This window comes from Bacteroides sp. OM08-11 (assembly GCF_003438665.1).
Classification (GTDB): Bacteria; Bacteroidota; Bacteroidia; order Bacteroidales; family Bacteroidaceae; genus Bacteroides; species Bacteroides cutis.
Genome location: NZ_QSTJ01000002.1, coordinates 335,347 through 353,773 on the forward strand (window position 1 = coordinate 335,347; position 18,427 = coordinate 353,773).

An 18,427-nucleotide genomic window follows, 5' to 3' on the forward strand; every position below is an offset into this window, starting at 1 on the left:
TTTAATATCTGAATTCTCCGAATTCACTCTTTATAATCAATTCTTTTTTATTACTTTCTTCAATGTGTCCCACTATTTGAGCATCAATGTTGAAGTTCTTACTGATAGCGATTACTTCTTCCGCATGTTCGGGTGAGAGGTAAACTTCGAGACGATGTCCCATATTAAATACCTTGTACATTTCACTCCAATCCGTATCACTTTGCTCCTTGATGGTCTTGAATAAAGGTGGAACAGGGAAAAGATTATCCTTCACTACACGGCAATTATCACCTATAAAGTGTAATACTTTAGTTTGCGCACCACCCGAGCAATGTACCATGCCATGAATTTCGGGACGAAGTGCATCAAGTAATTTTTTTACTACCGGTGCATATGTACGAGTAGGGGAGAGTACTAGCTTACCTGCGTCTAACGGACTATCTTCTACATTATCCGTTAAATTCAATTTACCGCTGTAAATCAGTTCATCGGGTACTGCTTTATCATAACTTTCAGGATATTTTTCAGCTAGATATTTGGCAAACACATCGTGACGAGCACTAGTCAAGCCGTTACTACCCATTCCACCGTTATATTCTTTCTCGTAAGTTGCCTGTCCGTATGAAGCCAGACCTACAATCGCATCTCCCGGACGGATATTTGCATTATTGATAACGTCAGAACGTCTCATGCGGCAAGTTACTGTAGAGTCTACGATAATGGTACGTACCAAATCGCCTACGTCTGCTGTTTCACCCCCCGTTGCATAAACACCTACTCCCATTTCACGGAGTTCGGCAAGCAATTCGTCCGTACCGTTGATAATGGCAGAGATAACTTCACCGGGAACAAGTAGTTTGTTACGTCCTATAGTAGAAGAAACCAAGATATTATCCACTGCACCTACGCAAAGTAGGTCATCTATATTCATAATTAGTGCGTCCTGAGCAATACCTTTCCATACTGAAATATCACCTGTCTCTTTCCAGTAAATGTATGCCAGACTGGATTTTGTACCTGCTCCGTCGGCGTGCATAATATTACAATACTCAGGGTCTCCCCCCAAAATATCAGGGATGATTTTACAGAAAGCCTGTGGAAAAATACCTTTATCAATGTTTTTGATGGCGTTGTGCACATCTTCCTTTGATGCGCTGACACCCCGCATCATGTATCGTTGATTACTCATGAGATATGTATGTTTATTATCAATTGATTGTGCAAAGATACATCTAATCTTCTACAACACAAAGCGAGACACAAAGTTTCTCGTCTTTGTACCTCGCTTGTAAAAGGAATATTTGAGACGTTAAAACTGCACTTGCGGAGCCTGATCGGTACCTTCGGCTGCTTCAAAGTAAACACGCTTTTCAAAGCCGAAAAGACCAGCAAGAATGTTCTTTGGGAAACGGCGAATGGCTGTATTGAAGTTCTTCGCTGCATTGTTGAAGTTGGTACGGGCTACGTTGATACGGTTTTCCGTACCTTCCAGTTGTGCTTGTAATTCCAGAAAGTTCTGATTAGCTTTCAAATCCGGATAATTCTCACTGATGGCAAGCAACTTTCCAAGAGCAGAAGTTACTACACCTTGGGCTTTTTGATATTCAGCTAACTTTTCTGGAGTCAAGTTGTCGGCATCAATCGTGATTTGAGTGGCTTTACTACGTGCTTTCACAACACCTTCAAGAGTCTCTTTTTCATGTGAGGCATATCCTTTGACCGTATTTACGAGATTAGGTATCAGGTCGGCACGGCGTTGATATTGAGTTTCAACATTAGACCATTGTCCACTGACATTTTCGTCCATAGTGACAAGACTATTGTAACTACTTACACCCCATATTGCGAGAAGGGCTATAACTACAAGGATGATAATGGTTGATTTCTTCATTTTCTTTTTTGTTAAGTGATTATATAATTTTATTACTTTAATAAATGGAAATTTAGAAGCGCGAACCAGCGCCTCCACCTCCACCTATACCTCCTCCGAAACTACCACCACTAAAACCTCCGCCTCCACCGCCGAAACCTCCGCCGAAGATAACGGGACCTCCACCACCACCGCCACGATAATTTTCGTCATACGATTGTTGGCGACGCACTATCTGGTGTCCGCAATTACGACAGGTATAAATAACGTCTTCCGTTTTCACTCCGTTGTTACGTGAAATGAGGGTACTACCACTACGTTGTAATTTATGTTGTCCACAGTTTGGACATTTATTAATTGCACGTGCTTTAAAAAAAGCGGCTATTATGGAGATGATTATGATACCTATTAAGATTAGGGTTAACACTATTGAGTTGTTTTCCTCGTCTCCGGTTGTATCGTTTTCCATACTTCCCTCTAACCGGGCACAAACAGCACGTATACCTATCACCATACCCGCATCCCAATTTCCATCTTTCAAATAAGGAATCATATATTGTGTTTGGATACGTTTGCAGATGGCATCGGGCAGATCACCTTCCAAACCATATCCGGTATAAAACTGGATACAACGTTGATCAGTTACGAGTAAAATGACCAATCCATTGTTCGTTTCTTTTTTCCCAACACCCCATTCATTGAGCAACCGGTGTGAAAAGTCGAAACAATCTTCATTACCGATTGATGGAACTACAGCAACTACTGTTTCAATTCCTGTCTGTTGTTCCAATATGTATAACATACGGTCTATACTATCACATACTGTTGTTGAGAGAATACCGGCAGGATTACAAACATAACGTGTTTTATCTTGAAGGTGTACTTTAGGGATATTTCGAGTAGTATAGATATGTTGTGCCTGCAAAGAAATAAGTAGACACAAAAAGAATACTATGGAGGTAATTCGTTTCATATTGTTAATAATTGTCGTGGCGAAGATAGAAAAAATCGCATCAATAGATGTATTTTTCTACGAATTTCTTCACTCGTTCGGTGTATTCCTGAGGATGGTCTTTATAAGACATAGCATGAGTTGAACCGGGAACAATCCATAGTTCTTTAGGTTCTGATTTTATTTCATATAGTGGATAAACCATCCAAGTAGGCACATACGTATCTGCATCGCCATGAATAAAAAGCATGGGAAGTTTACATTTCTTTATTTGTTCTAGTGAGGATGCCTCCTGAAAATTCCACCCATATTTGACGTCGCATAACAAACTAGTAGTATACATCAGAGGGAAAGCCGGTAATCCGAACATATCTTTTAGTTGATAGGCAAATTCATCCCATACACTGGTGTAACCGCAGTCTTCTATAAAACATTTCACGAAATCACGTTGAGACTCACCAGATACCATCATAGTAGTTGCAGCTCCCATGGAAATTCCATGTATCACCATTTGTGTACTTTGAGGTACGTTAGTACGTATACTATCTATTTCTGCTTCATATCGTTTTTTAAAGATATCATTGGCTATATTCATCCAGCTTAATACGTCTAGTCGGTCTTTCCATCCCATCTGAATTGCTGGACCTTCACTTAATCCCTGATCTTGCAGGTCGGGGAGTAATATGTTGTATTTTAGATTCTTGTTATAAAGATAACCTATCATCAACATGCGGATGGCATCATCCGTATAGCCATGCACAATAACAGCTGTCTTGTCGGTAGGTTCAGGCGCAGCGGCAAAAATAGCGTGTAACTGTCGACCTTCAGGATTGATGATAAATGTATCCCGCAAAGCACCGACTGTCTGTAAACTGTCTAACCACGGCTTGATTTGAGGGTACTCGCTAAGCATATATTTGTAGGAACCGGAAATATCTTTTCCTTTATTATGTTCGGGGGTCAAAGAGAAACCGAGCATATAGAAACTTCCACCGACAATTACAATAATAATAAGTACCAATAGTCCGACAAGACTGTATTTAATTTTTTTTCCCATAAGAAGATATTGTTATTTATTCCAAATCTTCCATGCAGCAAAGGCTTGTAATAACAGCATCTCGAGTCCATTCTTAGTGATGGCACCTTGTGCTGCACCTTTCTTCATGAAAAGTGTTTCATTTGGATTATATAACAAATCGTAGAGTAAATGGTTGGAAGTAAGTGACTCATAAGGGATATTAGGGCAAAAATCGACTTTGGGGAACATACCAACAGGAGTACAGTTTACTATAACTGTATGTGTTGTTATGATCTCTGGAGTTAATTCTTCATAAGTTAGGAACTTGTCGTCTTTCTTAGTACGTGAAACAAATGTACTCTCGATTCCAAGATTTGTTAAACCGCGATATACAGCTTTCGATGCTCCACCTGTACCGAGTATTAATGCTTTTTTGTGATACGGTTGCAACAAAGGTTCAATAGATTGAGTGAAACCGATAATATCCGAATTATATCCTACGAGTTTAACTCTTCCTTTGGGGAGACGAATAATCTTAATAACATTGACCGCACCTATTTTAGCGGTATCTTTGTCTAACTCATCAAGGAAAGGGATGACTTGTTCCTTATAAGGAATAGTTACGTTGAGTCCACAGAGGTTGGGATTTTCCTCTATTACTTCCATAAAATCGTTGATACTGGGAATTTCGAAATTTACATATTCAGCATCAATATTTTCTGCTTTAAATTTCTCATTGAAATATCCGATGGAAAACGAATGTTTCAACGGGTAACCGATTAAACCATATTTTTGCATATTCAATGTGTGTTAAAAGGGGGATTAGTAGCTATTTCTTTGCGATATATAAAGTACATATTCCGAAAGTTAACCGTTTGAAATACACTTCACCAAATCCTACTCTATGTATAACTTTTTGCATAACTTCTCCTTGTGGAAATGCGCGAATGCTTTTTGGAAGGTAAGTATAGGCACTATTATCTTTCGAAATACATTTACCGAGGAACGGAATGACGACCTTGGAATAAACGGTGAAGAGTTGCTTCATCGGAAAACGGTCTGGGGTAGAAAGTTCCAAAATGACGAGATGACCACCAGGCACTAACACACGGTATATTTCAGAGAGCCCTTTGTCTAATCCATCAAAATTGCGGATACCAAACGCTACGGTTACAGCATCGAAACTTTCATCGGCAAATGAGAGAGAGGTGCAATCCTCCCGGACAAAAAAGATTTTGTCCGAAAGGTGCGCCTGTTTTACTTTTTCACGACCCACATTCATCATACCTTCGGAAATATCAGTACCGATCAAGGTAGTTGGCTGCAATTCACGGCAGGCAAGAATGGCAAAATCTCCGGTTCCGGTAGCTACGTCCATGATACGTTGCGGATGAAAAGGTCTGAGTGCATTAACCGCTTTTCTACGCCAACTACGATCGATACCCATAGATAAGGTATGATTCAGTTTATCATAAGCAGGAGCGATATTGTCAAACATTTCTTCGACTTGTTCACTCTTCTTTCCTTCCTTACCGTAAGGCTTGATATGTTCCTGCGGGTAGTTCATGTTACTATTTTAAGTATCCCATTACGTTTTTCTCAATTCTTTCAGCAATATTGTTAGTGTCTTCCTTTACGAACTTTTCACCGGTAATGTGTTCGTATAACTCGATGTAACGGTCACTGATAGAAGTAACGATTTCATCGGTCATTTCAGGAACTTGTTGACCTGCTTTCCCTTGGAAACCATTGTCCATTAACCATTCACGTACGAATTCTTTGGATAGTTGTTTCTGAGGTTCACCTTTAGTAAAACGTTCTTCGTATCCTTCCGAATAGAAGTAACGGCTGGAATCGGGAGTGTGAATTTCGTCCATCAAATAAATTTTTCCATTGTGTTTACCGAATTCATACTTTGTATCTACCAATATCAAACCACGTTCTGCTGCGATTTCAGTACCACGGTTGAAAAGTGCCATTGTATATTTTTCGAGGATGGCATATTCTTCAGGAGTGGCTAATCCTTTAGCTAGAATATCTTCCTTGGAGATATCAGCATCATGTTCACCTATTTCTGCCTTAGTAGTTGGAGTAATGATAGGTTCGGGGAATTTTTGGTTTTCTTTCATGCCTTCGGGCAATTTCACACCACAGATTTCGCGAACACCGCTTTTGTAGGCACGCCATGCGCTACCACAAAGATAACCGCGTACAATCATTTCTATAGGGAATCCTTCGCACATCACACCTACCGTCACCATTGGATCTGGAGTAGCCATTTTCCAATTAGGACAAATATCAGTTGTAGCATCCAGGAACTTAGCTGCAATTTGGTTCAGCATTTGTCCTTTGAAAGGAATACCTTTTGGTAAGACTACGTCAAAAGCAGAGATACGGTCAGTGGCAACCATAACTAACTTTTCACCATTGATGTTGTACACATCACGTACTTTTCCGTGATATACACTTTTTTGTCCCGGAAAATTGAAATCTGTTTTAGTTAATGCTTTCATTTTTCTTATTTTATAAAGTTCATGTAATATCTTATTCTATAATTGGTCATCCGAACTCTTGTTTCATTTTTTATTTTCTGTTTTTATTTTTCTCGTTCGGCTTTCGTTTCCTTATCAAAGCGTTCGTAAGCTTCTACAATCTGAGTAACAAGTTTATGTCTTACAATATCTTTTTTGTTCAATTCGATGAAACTGATACCTTTTACTCCCTTTAAAATCTTTAAGGCTTGTATTAATCCGGATGTTTGCGATTGTGGTAAATCAATCTGCGTCATATCTCCCGTTACAATCATTTTGGTATTCATGCCCATACGGGTGAGGAACATTTTGATTTGTTGGGTAGTAGTATTCTGTGCTTCATCCAGAATAACAACGGCATCATTCAATGTTCGTCCACGCATAAAAGCGAGAGGTGCGATCTGGATAATGTTCAGTTCCATGTATTCTTTCAGTTTTGCAGCAGGTATCATATCTTGCAAGGCATCATAGAGAGGTTGTAGGTATGGATCTATCTTGTCTTTCATATCACCAGGTAAGAAACCGAGTTTCTCTCCGGCTTCTACTGCTGGGCGGCTAAGAATGATTTTCTTAATTTCTTTATTTTTCAGTGCCCGGACCGCAAGTGCGATGGCGGTATAAGTTTTACCTGATCCGGCGGGACCAATGGCAAATAACATATCGTTCTTTGCAAATCCCTCTACCAGTTTCAACTGGTTTTCGCTACGAGGGATAATAGGTTTTCCGGTTACACTGAAAACTATAACATTACCGGATTTTTCAGCCTGCGGTGCATTGCCTTTGATAATATCTATAATTACTTCCTCTTTTAGTGAATTATATTCGGCGCAATATTTTTCCAGTTTAATGATATTCTCTTCGAATGCACACATTTCCTCTTCGTCTCCCAACACTTTAATAACGTTACCTCGGGCAACAATGCGGAGTTTGGGATACAAGGCTTTAATCAATTGCATATTAGCGTTGTTTACGCCATAAAAGATAACCGGGTCGATATCCTCAAGAACAATCAGTTTTTCTATCATTGATATGCTTTAAAGTTCAATTCGTTTTTTAGGTGAAACGTTTTGCAAATGTAATGAAACGTTTGGATACTTAAGCTGTTACTCATGTTATTTTTTCTGTTATTCAAAGTACTGAATAACACCTCCATCTGAAGATGCATATTTTCTTAATAACTCCTGTATCATTTCAGCAGCTTCTTTCAATCCGTTTTCTCCACTGTATCCGTTTACAATAGCAAGAATGTGTCGTGTTTCCAGTTCCATTTTTGTACGTTCGTTGTCACTAGTGGGTGTACCGATACCTCCGACGTTGTCACGGTAAACGGGTAGTCCCTCAATGTTCAGTACTCCACGTCCGATACCTTCGAAAGGTTCTTCTGCACGACCTATACCAAGTTTGAGGTCATTCCCTTGTATTTTATCTGCATCAAATCCACCGATAGAGTAACCGGTACGTAGAGATACAAGGTTGATGAGATCTACAAGTGTGTCAATTTGATAAAGAGCAATTCCCTTCATCAGACGTCGGCGTAACGCCTCGGCAGAAGGACGATAACGGCTAGGGTCTTTCCCGCAAAGTTTATAGGCTTCACGGGTGGCAGCAATAGCATACTGTAGTTTGATATCATCAGTCTGAGTGGTAGAAGTCAGTTCTTGAGTAAATTCATCAATTTCTTCCCACAGTCCTTTACTGAACGTTGTATTGATAACTTCTGCATAGACAGCTACTCCTTTGAAACCAGGACAAATTTTCTTTATTTCTTCTGATATTTTAATATTATACATAATTTTTCCCTTTTTATTCTTTTATCATGATACCCGACAAGATACGTCCGGAATGTATACCCAATCTTCGTGCCGAGAAAAACTCTTTGTATTCTGTATAAGTACAGATATCTGCCGTTTCAATTTGTACGGAAGGCACACCGAAATCTAATAGCTGAAGTCGATTGGCTGCCGATAAGTCTATGTGATATTTATGTGTTTCAGGTCTCCATTCTGAAATATATTCCATGGAAAAACCATTTTTACGGAATGTTTCGTATACCTCGTAACCCACTTCAAAAGCTTGTAGAGAAATGCCGGGACCTATACAGGCAATGATCTTTTTACTATCTGTTTTATAGAGTACTTGCATTTTTTCAAGTACATGCCCCAAAATATAATTTACTGTTCCTCTCCATCCGGCATGTACGGCGGCTACTACTTGATGTTCTGTATCATAGAGTAATATAGGAATACAGTCTGCTGTAGAAATACAGATACAACAGCCCGGTTCACGAGTGATCAGTGCATCGATGTCTTGCAGTAGGATATGACGTTCCCTTTCACTGGCTTGTAGGAATTTCTTATCGATAACTTGCGACTGTACACCGTGTGTTTGAAAAGGGATAATCAATTCTTTAGGGCGTTGGGGAAGTGAGGAACATAATATATCCTGATTTTGTTTGACGCATTCTGTATCATCTCCTGTATAGGGGGTACAGTTAAAAGTAGCATAATTTCCTTCACTGCATCCACCCCAACGAGTAGTTACAAAACAAGAAATGCCGGAATATGGAGTAAGTATTTCATATCCCAACATTTTTCTATCCTTTGTGAGAGAAATCATTTTTCGTTTTCCTCCCACTCCTCTTCGTATTCAAAGTCTTTCAAATCTTCAATATCTTCATCCGTATCAATACTCTCATAACTGAGATCCTCATCTTCTCCTTCCTCTGCAAGTTCCTGTTGAAGATGTCTCATGTCTTTGGCACGATGAGCAATACTTTCTACTTTACCTTCTATCTTATTGCTTTCACTATTCAGCTCTTCCCAAAGAATATCTTTTAATATCGTGATACCCATACCCGAAATGGCTGAGATAAACACGTGTGGAACTCCTTTAGGCAGAGTAGGCTCTATTTCATCTATCAGCTCCTGATCCAACATATCGCATTTGGTAATAGCAAGTACGCGTTGTTTGTCAAGCATTTCGGGATTGAAACTCTTTAGCTCGTTTAACAGAATCTCGTATTCCCGGCGGATGTCATCGCTGTCGGCAGGTACCATAAATAATAACAGGGAATTGCGTTCGATATGACGTAGGAAACGTAACCCCAATCCACGACCTTCGCTGGCTCCTTCTATAATACCTGGGATGTCTGCCATCACAAACGACTGTTGATCGCGATGGGATACGATTCCCAGACTAGGTTCCATTGTTGTGAAAGGATAATTGGCTATCTTGGGTTTTGCAGATGATACAGCGGAAAGTAATGTTGATTTTCCTGCATTGGGAAAACCTACCAAACCAACATCTGCCAGTAACTTTAGCTCCATGATAATAGTCATTTCTTGCATCGGTTCACCTGGCTGTGCGAAACGAGGGGCTTGACGGGTAGGGGTCTTAAAATGCCAATTTCCTAATCCACCACGTCCTCCTTTCAACAAAATAATTTCTTGCCCATGTTCTGTGACGTCACATATATATTCACCGGTTTCAGCATTGTAGACTACTGTGCCACAGGGCACTTCTATTACTTTGTCTTCACCGTCTTTTCCGAAACTGCGATTTTTAGATCCGGACTCGCCATGACCTGCCATGATGTGGCGATCATAGCGTAAATGTAACAGAGTCCAATAGTTACGATTTCCCCGAAGTATAATATGACCTCCTCGTCCTCCGTCACCTCCGTCGGGTCCGCCGTTGGGACAATATTTTTCACGTCTCAAGTGTGTGGAACCTCTTCCGCCCTTACCAGAGCGACAATATATTTTTACGTAATCAACAAAATTTGATTCTGCCATATTCTTCTAATATTTAGGATAATGAATGCAAAATTAGTGATTTTGCCTGATACGCTCAAAACTTTTGCGATTATTCACTAACTTTGATGCGAAATGAATAATCATATATATATGAATAGAACATTTTTGACCGGATGGATAGCAGTTGGTGTAGTAGCTCATTTGCAGGAAATAAATGCCACAGAATTACAGAAAGAGGAAGAACAACATCCTAATATATTGTTTATTTTAAGTGATGATCATACCTCCCAGGCATGGGGAATTTATGATGGAATACTTTCTCAATATGTGCAAAACTCTAATATTCGTAGGCTGGCAGCTGAAGGTGTGGTATTGGATAATTGTTTTTGTACCAATTCTATTTCCTCTCCTAGTCGTGCCAGTATCCTGACGGGGTTGTACAGTCATCGTAATGGACTTTATACACTTGCTGATTCATTGGATACCTCTATTCCTACCTTGGCAACTGTACTTCGCGACAATGGCTACGCAACTGGATTAGTGGGAAAATGGCATATCAAGTCACAACCACAGGGCTTTGATTACTATTCCATTTTTTATGATCAGGGAGAATATCGTGATCCGACTTTTATTGAAAGTACTGATCCTTGGCCGGGAAATAGAAACTTTGGTGAACGGCTCATCGGTTTCTCTACAGACTTGGTAACAGAGAAGGCAATTAGTTGGATAAAAAAACAGAAAAGTGAAAAGCCTTTTTTGATGTGTTGCCATTTTAAAGCAACTCATGAACCTTACGATTATCCAGTACGTATGGAACATTTATATGACGGAGTTACCTTTCCTGAACCGGAGAACTTGTTGGATTGGGGACCGGAAACTAATGGTCGATCTTTTGTAGGGCAGACTCTGGAAGAGTTGGGCTACCGTTGGAAAATGGCTTCAAAAGATCCTGATAAGTGGTGGTGCCGTTATCCGGGTTTACCTTTCAATACCGAAGGTATGCAGCGAACTGTTGCTCGAAAGGCTATTTATCAAAAGTTTATTCGTGACTATATGCGTTGTGGGGCTACTATTGATGACAATATAGGTAAACTACTACAAACACTTGACGATATGGGTATTGCTGAAAATACCATTGTTATTTATGTTTCCGACCAAGGATATTTTCTAGGCGAACATGGTTTCTTTGATAAACGTATGTTCTATGAGGAAACTGCCCGGATGCCTTTCGTTATTCGCTATCCTAAAGTTGTTCCTGCTGGTAAACGATTGAAAGACTTGGTGTTGAATATTGACTTTGCACCTACCTTAGCCGACTTTGCCGGAGTGAAGATGGAGGGGGTACAAGGACGTAGTTTTGTCCGTAATTTGCAAGGAGAGACTCCAGCAGATTGGCGTGAGGAAATCTATTATCGTTATTGGACTAACCATGCTGTTCGTCCGGCACACATGGCCGTTCGCTCAGATCGATATAAGCTTATTTTATATTATGGTCGTAATCTTGATATGACCGATACGGAAAAATTTGAATTTACTCCTGCATGGGATTTTTATGATTTAGAAAAGGATCCGCACGAAAATCATAATCTTTATGATGATCCACAATATGCTCCTATCATTAAACAGATGAAAAAAGACCTGCATAGGTTACGTAATGAAATGGGAGATACAGATGATCGATATCCTGAAATGCAGGATTTATTTAAATTATGAAGCTAGTATAAAATTATTTAGGCACGGATTATACAAACTATCGTAGAAAAATATAAATTGATCTGTGGTTTAGCGTGTAATTCGTGCCTAAAGAAAATGGTAATTGAGTTATGGTACTTTTCTATCAGTTTTTTATTTTACTGCGTCGATAGCTTTGCAGATTTCTGCTGTAATAGTTTCTAAATTTCCCAAACCGTTGATGTGAGCATAAAGTTTTTCATTCTTGTACCAATCAATCAGAGGGGCAGTTTGTGAGTGATAAACAGTAAGACGTTTCTTGATGGTTTCTTCATTGTCGTCAGCGCGGCCTGATTCTTTTCCACGTTTGATGAGACGAGTCATCAATTCGTCTTCAGGTACGTCAAGGTCAAGCATAATATTAACATTCTGATTACGTTCAGCAAGCATTTTTTTTAATGCTTCAGCTTGGGCGATGGTACGGGGAAAACCATCAAAGATAACACCTTTACTCTCTTTGAAGCTATCCAGAGTACTTGCTAGAATATCGATTATCAATTCATCCGGTAACAATTGACCTTGGTCAATGTAACCTTTTGCTGTTTTACCGAGTTCTGTTCCATTCTTTATCTCTGCACGGAGTACATCACCCGTAGAAATGTGATTGATACCGTATTTCTCTACAATCTTTTCACTTTGTGTCCCCTTTCCTGAACCGGGAGCACCAAAAATTACAATGTTCAACATTTGTTTAGTTCTTATTTAATGATTTATTGTTTGATACTTATTCTTCGATAACAGTGTAAATGTCTGGGTAGTTACGTCCAAAGCCATCATAATCCAATCCGTAGCCTACGATAAAGTCATTAGGTATATTCATAGCAACGTATTCAATGTTTAAGTCTACTTTTAGCTTTTCCGGTTTTACCAATAATGAAGCAATATGGATTTCTTTGGGATTTCGGGTACCGAGTGTCTCCAGTAAACGCTGCATGGTAAGTCCTGTGTCTACAATGTCCTCTACAATGACTACCGTACGATCGGTAAGATCTTCATTTATTCCGATAACTTCTTTTATTACCCCTGTAGAGGATACTCCTTGGTAAGATGCTAATTTAACAAATGAAATTTCGCAAGGGATATTAATTCTCTTCAATAAATCGGCAGTAAACATAAACGAACCGTTCAAAACACTGAGAAACAAAGGATTTTTCCCAGCTAAATCGCGATTTATTTCGTTTGCGACACGGGTCACTTCTTTTAGTATTTGCTGCTCTTTGATAGAGACTGTAAATAGCTTATCTTTTATTTGTATGGTATCCATAGGCGGGATGTTTTAGAAAGTTGGCGCAAAAATACTATTTTTCCAATCATCCACCAAAGAATGTATAAATACTTTCTTAGGTTCTATGTATCTGTATAGCTTTTTAAATAACTAAATATAATTCAGGTCAAAGTTAATATATCGTTCTCGAAAGATGGTATCCATGATGTGGGCTTTTCTTTTCAGCATTCAAAATATAGGTGAAAAGAGGAACTCTACTTCTTCTTAATTCTTTCTGAATTATGTTTTTTATAAAAAAAGAACGAATTCCCTGTGGTATATATTGATATTTTTGTAAAATGTAAAGGTGTATTGTCTTTAATTCATGAAAATAGCTTATATTTGTCCCTGTTCCTTTAAAATATAGACTATGAAAAAAGAAATCCTATGTGGACTTATCTCTTGTTCAACTCTCCTTTACGGACAAGTAAAGGATAATTCGGAAATAGTATCTTTAAATAAAGGGTGGACATTTGCGCAATTTGGAACAGATAATTGGCGTTCGGCGATTGTACCGGGTACGGTACATCAGGATTTGTTGCGTCATAAATTATTACCCAATCCTTTCTATGGTACTAATGAAAAGAAAATTCAATGGGTAGAAAGTGAAGACTGGGAATATAAAACTACCTTTCAAGTAACTTCCGAACAGCTCTCTCGGGGAGCGGCACAAATCATTTTTGAAGGACTGGATACGTATGCTGACGTTTTTCTGAATGGTTCATTGTTGCTGAAGTCCGATAATATGTTTGTGGGATATTCTGTTCCTGTAAAGGAAGTGTTGCGAGAAGGAGAAAACAGATTACACATTCTTTTTCATTCTCCCATCAAACAAACGCTTCCTCAATGGAAATCCAACGGCTTTGATTATCCGGCGGATAATGATCATTTTGATAAGCATCTGAGTGTGTTTACCCGTAAGGCTCCTTATAGTTACGGATGGGACTGGGGAATACGAATGGTGACCAGTGGTATTTGGCGTCCGGTTACTTTGAAATTCTATGATATAGCTACGATTGATGATTATCACGTCAAGCAACTTTCATTGACGGATGAAAAAGCGGAACTTTCTAATAACTTGGAGCTAACTAATATATCCGGAAAACAGGAAATAGCGGAAATTACGGTTTCTTATTCTTTAAAAGGAGGAGAAAACACTACGGTAAAACGGTCTGTGACTTTACTTCCCGGAAAAAACAGTATAAATTTGCCGATAACGGTAGAGAAACCCGTACGCTGGATGCCGAATGGCTGGGGAGAGCCTGTATTGTATGACTTTTTTGCACAAGTGATTTGTGATGGAAAGGTGATCGCCGGGAAGCATCATCGTATTGGTTTACGTACAGTGCGTCTAGTGAATGAAAAGGATGAATATGGAGAATCTTATTATTTTGAAGTGAACGGTATCCCTATGTTTGCCAAAGGAGCTGATTATATCCCGAATGATGCCTTACTGCCTGCGATGACTACAGAACGATATCAAACTTTATTTCGTGATATCACAGAAGCGAACATGAATGTAGTTCGTGTCTGGGGAGGAGGTGCTTATGAGGATGATCGCTTCTATGACTTTGCCGATGAGAATGGAGTTTTGGTGTGGCAGGATTTTATGTTCGGTTGTACGACCTATCCGGCCGATCCTACTTTTCTGAAACGTGTATCGCAAGAGGCTGATTATAACATCAAGCGTTTACGTAATCATGCCTGTCTTGCCATGTGGTGCGGTAATAATGAAATTCTAGAGGGATTGAAGTTTTGGGGATGGCAGTCCCGTTATACCAAAGAAACATACGAACAGTTCTATCGCGATTATAATAAGTTGTTCAGAGAATTACTGCCCGCTAAAGTAAATGAACTGGATAATGATCGTTTCTACATACATACCTCTCCTTATTTTTCTAATTGGGGACGACCTGAATCATGGAATATTGGTGACAGCCATAATTGGGGAATATGGTATGGCAAAAAGCCATTTGAGTCATCCGATACGGAATTGGGACGATTTATGAGTGAATTTGGTTTTCAGTCTTTCCCTGAAATGAAGACAATCGCGACGTTTGCCAATCCGAAAGATTATGAAATAGAGTCTGAGGTAATGAATGCGCATCAGAAGAGTAGTATCGGAAACAGTCTGATACATACTTATATGGAACGTGACTTCATTGTTCCGCAGAAGTTTGAGGATTTTGTATATGTAGGACTTGTCTTGCAAGGGCAGGGTATGCGTTATTGCTTGGAAGCGCATCGTCGCAATCGCCCTTATTGTATGGGAACACTCTATTGGCAACTTAATGATAGTTGGCCGGTCGTTTCTTGGTCGGGTATCGATTATTATGGCAACTGGAAGGCATTGCATTATCAGGCAAAGCGGGCGTTTGAGCCTTTGCTTATCAATGTGGTACATGAAAAGGGCGATTTGAATGTCTATTTGATCTCCGATAAACTGGAAAAACTTTCAGATCTGACACTTACGATGCAATTGGTTGATTTCAGTGGACAGAAGTTAGGCAAGCAACAGATCACAGTAGATGTTCCCGCTAATGTTTCGAAAAAGGTATTTGGTAAGACTATAGAAACATGGGGGAATGAAGATCGGCGTAAAGAGTCTTTCTTATTATTGACATTGAAAGATAAATCCGGACATGAGATGGCTCGAAGAGTACACTTTTTCGGACATACCAAGGATCTGAAATTGCCTGAAACTACAGTGAAATATACAGTGAAATCATTGGATGGCCGTTGTGAGGTGACATTGAACACTCGTCAATTGGCTAAAGATGTATTTGTACAGATACCCATTCAGGGGGCACGGTTCAGTGACAACTTTTTTGATCTGTTACCGGGCGAAACAAAGAAGATCACGATTACTTCACCGGAAATTAGGAAAGGAGACAAACCGGAGATTACAATAAAACATATACGTGAAACTTACTAACACCTTTAAATATTTATGATTATCATGAGAAAACTATTCAAGTTGGCCGGGTTACTGGCAATGACGGGAATATTAGTTTCCTGTTCGAATGAAAAAACAACTGCTAATTACCAGGTAATTCCTCTTCCACAGGAGATCACAGCAGAGTCGGGGGATGAGTTTGTCTTAAATAATGGGACAGAGATTGTTTACCCCGGGGGAAATGAGAAAATGCAACGTAATGCTCAGTATCTTGCCGAATATTTGAAGAAAGCAACCGGTGCCGAATACAAGATAGTAGCTGGTACGAAAGGAAAAGGAAATATCCTTCTGCAACTCGGATTGTCTGCCGAAAAGCCTGAGGCTTATCAACTGAAGGTTACATCGGATGGAGTTACTATTTCAGGGGCAAGTGAAGCCGGGGTGTTCTACGGTATCCAGACTTTGCGTAAATCTATTCCGGTAGTGATGAACAGTAACCCTGTATTGGCTGCTGTTGAAATCAACGATTATCCTCGTTTTGATTATCGTGGCGTACATTTTGATGTAGGACGTCATTTCTTTACTGTTGATGAAGCAAAAAGTTACATTGATATGATGACCTTGCATAATATGAATCGTTTGCATTGGCATCTGACAGAAGATCAGGGATGGCGCTTGGAAATAAAGAAATATCCGTTGTTGACCGAGGTGGGTTCTAAACGTAAGGAAACGGTTATCGGGCGTAACTCTGGTGAATATGACGGTAAACCGTACGGCGGCTTCTATACACAGGAACAAATTAAAGAGGTTGTTGCATACGCTGCTGACAGATATATTACTGTCATTCCAGAAATCGACCTACCAGGGCACATGCAGGCTGCTTTGGCGGCATATCCACACTTGGGTTGTACAGGTGGTCCGTATGAAGTCTGGACACAGTGGGGGGTATCGGATAATGTGCTTTGTGCCGGTAACGATAGTGTACTGACTTTTATAGACGATGTTTTGACGGAAGTGATGGAACTGTTCCCATCCGAGTATATTCATGTAGGGGGCGATGAATGTCCGAAAACGAAGTGGGCGGCTTGCCCTAAGTGTCAAGCCCGTATCAAGGAACTGGGTATTAAAGGTGATGCCAAGCATAGTAAGGAAGAATATCTGCAAAGTTATGTTATCAATCACGCAGAGAAATTTTTAAATGAGCATGGTCGTCAAATCATCGGTTGGGATGAGATCTTGGAAGGTGGACTGGCTCCGAATGCCACAGTAATGTCGTGGCGTGGTGAAAGAGGGGGTATTGAGGCTGCCAAACAGAAACATGATGTTATCATGACTCCGAATACTTATCTCTATTTCGACTATTATCAGACAAAAGATGTAGAGAACGAACCCTTGGGTATTGGTGGATATTTGCCTATCGAACGTGTATATAGTTATGAGCCTATGCCGGCTTCTTTGACTCCTGAAGAACAGAAATATATTGTGGGCGTACAGGCTAATCACTGGTCAGAGTATATACCGACCTTCTCTCATTTGCAATATATGGCATTACCTCGTTGGGCCGCACTTGCTGAAATTCAATGGACCAATCCTGATAAGAAGAATTATGAAAACTTTCTTTCACGTCTGCCACAGTTGATAAAATTATATGATGCAGAAGGATATAATTATGCTACCCATATATTTGATGTGAAAGCTAATTTTATAGCTAATTCTGCTATCGGTACCGTCGATGTTGTAATGAATACTATTGATGGTGCACCTATCTACTATACATTGGATGGTACGGAGCCGACAGTCGCTTCACCCGTAGCCGACAGTATTCTTGTAATCAAGGAAAGTTGTACTCTCAATGCGCTTTCCATTCGTCCTATAGGTAATAGCCGTATGCTGACGGAGAAAGTTCTTTTCAGTAAATCTACCTCGAAACCAACTAAAGCTAATCAGCCGGTAAACAAACAATACGAATTTAATGGGGTCACTACTTTAACTGACGGTTTGAAAGGAAACGGTAATTATAAAACTGGTCGTTGGATTGCTTTTTATCGTAATGATATGGATGTAACTATCGATCTGTTGGAACCGACAGAAATATCAACCGTAGCTTTCACTGCTTGTGTAGAAAAAGGTGATTGGATTTTTGATGCTCGTGGTGTAACTATAGAAATTTCAGAAGATGGCGAGAATTTTACGAAAGTTGCTTCCGAAGACTATCCCGCTATGAAAGAAACCGACCGTAATGGTTTGTATGAACATAAGCTGGCTTTCGATCCGGTAAAAGCACGTTATGTAAGGGTGATAGCTCCTTCAGAGAAATCTATTCCCGATTGGCATGGTGGTAAGGGGTTTCCCGGTTTCTTGTTTGTGGATGAAATTACGATAGATTAAAGGAACTTTATTCTTAGTCCTTCATTAAATTGTGCTACTT

The 18,427-nt window shown here is 39.7% G+C and carries 16 protein-coding genes; 3 read left to right on the top strand and 13 right to left on the bottom strand.

From position 1 onward, the window contains the following. Position 1: 1 nt before the first annotated feature. The 11 genes from DXC10_RS05140 to obgE form a co-directional block, all read right to left on the bottom strand. The gene (locus DXC10_RS05140) at positions 2 to 1,171 is read right to left on the bottom strand and encodes an AIR synthase-related protein (RefSeq protein WP_117737453.1); all 1,170 of its coding nucleotides are present in this window, start codon (positions 1,169 to 1,171) and stop codon (positions 2 to 4) included. 120 nt (positions 1,172 to 1,291) lie between these two features. Beyond that, on the bottom strand, positions 1,292 to 1,873 hold the full coding sequence (locus tag DXC10_RS05145; protein ID WP_101544679.1) for a LemA family protein: 582 nt from the start codon (positions 1,871 to 1,873) through the stop codon (positions 1,292 to 1,294). 52 nt (positions 1,874 to 1,925) lie between these two features. Beyond that, positions 1,926 to 2,825: a TPM domain-containing protein gene (locus DXC10_RS05150; RefSeq protein WP_117737454.1), complete on the bottom strand. Its 900-nt coding sequence runs from the start codon at positions 2,823 to 2,825 to the stop codon at positions 1,926 to 1,928. A gap of 40 nt (positions 2,826 to 2,865) precedes the next feature. Continuing rightward, the gene (locus tag DXC10_RS05155; protein WP_117737455.1) at positions 2,866 to 3,861 is read right to left on the bottom strand and encodes an alpha/beta hydrolase; all 996 of its coding nucleotides are present in this window, start codon (positions 3,859 to 3,861) and stop codon (positions 2,866 to 2,868) included. A gap of 12 nt (positions 3,862 to 3,873) precedes the next feature. Continuing rightward, a complete protein-coding gene (locus tag DXC10_RS05160) occupies positions 3,874 to 4,620 on the bottom strand; it encodes a shikimate dehydrogenase (protein ID WP_101544685.1) in 747 nt (248 codons plus the stop codon). 31 nt (positions 4,621 to 4,651) lie between these two features. Further along, the gene (ubiE, locus tag DXC10_RS05165) at positions 4,652 to 5,389 is read right to left on the bottom strand and encodes a bifunctional demethylmenaquinone methyltransferase/2-methoxy-6-polyprenyl-1,4-benzoquinol methylase UbiE (protein ID WP_117737456.1); all 738 of its coding nucleotides are present in this window, start codon (positions 5,387 to 5,389) and stop codon (positions 4,652 to 4,654) included. Between the two features lie 4 nt (positions 5,390 to 5,393). Next, the gene (locus DXC10_RS05170; protein WP_101544690.1) at positions 5,394 to 6,335 is read right to left on the bottom strand and encodes a phosphoribosylaminoimidazolesuccinocarboxamide synthase; all 942 of its coding nucleotides are present in this window, start codon (positions 6,333 to 6,335) and stop codon (positions 5,394 to 5,396) included. Positions 6,336 to 6,418: 83 nt separating this feature from the next. After that, on the bottom strand, positions 6,419 to 7,378 hold the full coding sequence (locus DXC10_RS05175; RefSeq protein WP_101544693.1) for a PhoH family protein: 960 nt from the start codon (positions 7,376 to 7,378) through the stop codon (positions 6,419 to 6,421). Positions 7,379 to 7,477: 99 nt separating this feature from the next. Continuing rightward, positions 7,478 to 8,143: a B3/4 domain-containing protein gene (locus DXC10_RS05180; RefSeq protein WP_117737457.1), complete on the bottom strand. Its 666-nt coding sequence runs from the start codon at positions 8,141 to 8,143 to the stop codon at positions 7,478 to 7,480. A 13-nt stretch (positions 8,144 to 8,156) separates the two neighbouring features. Next, positions 8,157 to 8,969 carry a peptidoglycan editing factor PgeF gene (pgeF, locus tag DXC10_RS05185; protein ID WP_101544699.1) on the bottom strand — a complete coding sequence of 271 codons (813 nt, stop codon included), beginning with the start codon at positions 8,967 to 8,969 and terminating at the stop codon, positions 8,157 to 8,159. After that, on the bottom strand, positions 8,966 to 10,147 hold the full coding sequence (gene obgE, locus DXC10_RS05190; RefSeq protein WP_117737458.1) for a GTPase ObgE: 1,182 nt from the start codon (positions 10,145 to 10,147) through the stop codon (positions 8,966 to 8,968). The genes pgeF and obgE overlap by 4 nt, the downstream gene beginning before the upstream one ends. A 111-nt stretch (positions 10,148 to 10,258) precedes the next feature. Here obgE and DXC10_RS05195 point away from each other — a divergent pair, with 111 nt between their 5' ends. Then, complete coding sequence (locus DXC10_RS05195) at positions 10,259 to 11,821, top strand: sulfatase (RefSeq protein ID WP_101544830.1); 1,563 nt, start codon at positions 10,259 to 10,261, stop codon at positions 11,819 to 11,821. A 132-nt stretch (positions 11,822 to 11,953) separates the two neighbouring features. Here DXC10_RS05195 and DXC10_RS05200 read toward each other — a convergent pair whose 3' ends face one another. Together DXC10_RS05200 and hpt are read right to left on the bottom strand one after the other, a co-directional pair. Further along, a complete protein-coding gene (locus tag DXC10_RS05200) occupies positions 11,954 to 12,526 on the bottom strand; it encodes an adenylate kinase (RefSeq protein ID WP_101544704.1) in 573 nt (190 codons plus the stop codon). Positions 12,527 to 12,563: 37 nt separating this feature from the next. Further along, positions 12,564 to 13,103 carry a hypoxanthine phosphoribosyltransferase gene (gene hpt, locus DXC10_RS05205; RefSeq protein WP_101544707.1) on the bottom strand — a complete coding sequence of 180 codons (540 nt, stop codon included), beginning with the start codon at positions 13,101 to 13,103 and terminating at the stop codon, positions 12,564 to 12,566. Positions 13,104 to 13,473: 370 nt separating this feature from the next. Between hpt and DXC10_RS05210 the strand changes: the two genes are divergently transcribed. Both DXC10_RS05210 and DXC10_RS05215 read left to right on the top strand, forming a co-directional pair. Then, positions 13,474 to 16,038, top strand: a complete 2,565-nt coding sequence (locus DXC10_RS05210) for a glycoside hydrolase family 2 protein (RefSeq protein WP_101544709.1) — start codon at positions 13,474 to 13,476, stop codon at positions 16,036 to 16,038. A gap of 24 nt (positions 16,039 to 16,062) precedes the next feature. Next, a complete protein-coding gene (locus tag DXC10_RS05215; protein WP_117737459.1) occupies positions 16,063 to 18,387 on the top strand; it encodes a family 20 glycosylhydrolase in 2,325 nt (774 codons plus the stop codon). The last annotated feature ends 40 nt before the right edge of the window (positions 18,388 to 18,427 follow it).

Excerpts from the sequence above, each read along its gene's own strand:
- hpt (WP_101544707.1), bottom strand. The coding sequence starts at position 13,103 with ATGGATACCATACAAATAAAAGATAAGCTATTTACAGTCTCTATCAAA.
- DXC10_RS05175 (WP_101544693.1), bottom strand. The coding sequence starts at position 7,378 with ATGATAGAAAAACTGATTGTTCTTGAGGATATCGACCCGGTTATCTTT.
- DXC10_RS05215 (WP_117737459.1), top strand. The coding sequence starts at position 16,063 with ATGAGAAAACTATTCAAGTTGGCCGGGTTACTGGCAATGACGGGAATA.
- DXC10_RS05155 (WP_117737455.1), bottom strand. The coding sequence starts at position 3,861 with ATGGGAAAAAAAATTAAATACAGTCTTGTCGGACTATTGGTACTTATT.
- DXC10_RS05200 (WP_101544704.1), bottom strand. The coding sequence starts at position 12,526 with ATGTTGAACATTGTAATTTTTGGTGCTCCCGGTTCAGGAAAGGGGACA.
- DXC10_RS05150 (WP_117737454.1), bottom strand. The coding sequence starts at position 2,825 with ATGAAACGAATTACCTCCATAGTATTCTTTTTGTGTCTACTTATTTCT.
- DXC10_RS05180 (WP_117737457.1), bottom strand. The coding sequence starts at position 8,143 with ATGTATAATATTAAAATATCAGAAGAAATAAAGAAAATTTGTCCTGGT.
- DXC10_RS05195 (WP_101544830.1), top strand. The coding sequence starts at position 10,259 with ATGAATAGAACATTTTTGACCGGATGGATAGCAGTTGGTGTAGTAGCT.
- DXC10_RS05210 (WP_101544709.1), top strand. The coding sequence starts at position 13,474 with ATGAAAAAAGAAATCCTATGTGGACTTATCTCTTGTTCAACTCTCCTT.
- pgeF (WP_101544699.1), bottom strand. The coding sequence starts at position 8,969 with ATGATTTCTCTCACAAAGGATAGAAAAATGTTGGGATATGAAATACTT.
- DXC10_RS05140 (WP_117737453.1), bottom strand. The coding sequence starts at position 1,171 with ATGAGTAATCAACGATACATGATGCGGGGTGTCAGCGCATCAAAGGAA.
- DXC10_RS05160 (WP_101544685.1), bottom strand. The coding sequence starts at position 4,620 with ATGCAAAAATATGGTTTAATCGGTTACCCGTTGAAACATTCGTTTTCC.
- DXC10_RS05170 (WP_101544690.1), bottom strand. The coding sequence starts at position 6,335 with ATGAAAGCATTAACTAAAACAGATTTCAATTTTCCGGGACAAAAAAGT.
- obgE (WP_117737458.1), bottom strand. The coding sequence starts at position 10,147 with ATGGCAGAATCAAATTTTGTTGATTACGTAAAAATATATTGTCGCTCT.
- DXC10_RS05145 (WP_101544679.1), bottom strand. The coding sequence starts at position 1,873 with ATGAAGAAATCAACCATTATCATCCTTGTAGTTATAGCCCTTCTCGCA.
- ubiE (WP_117737456.1), bottom strand. The coding sequence starts at position 5,389 with ATGAACTACCCGCAGGAACATATCAAGCCTTACGGTAAGGAAGGAAAG.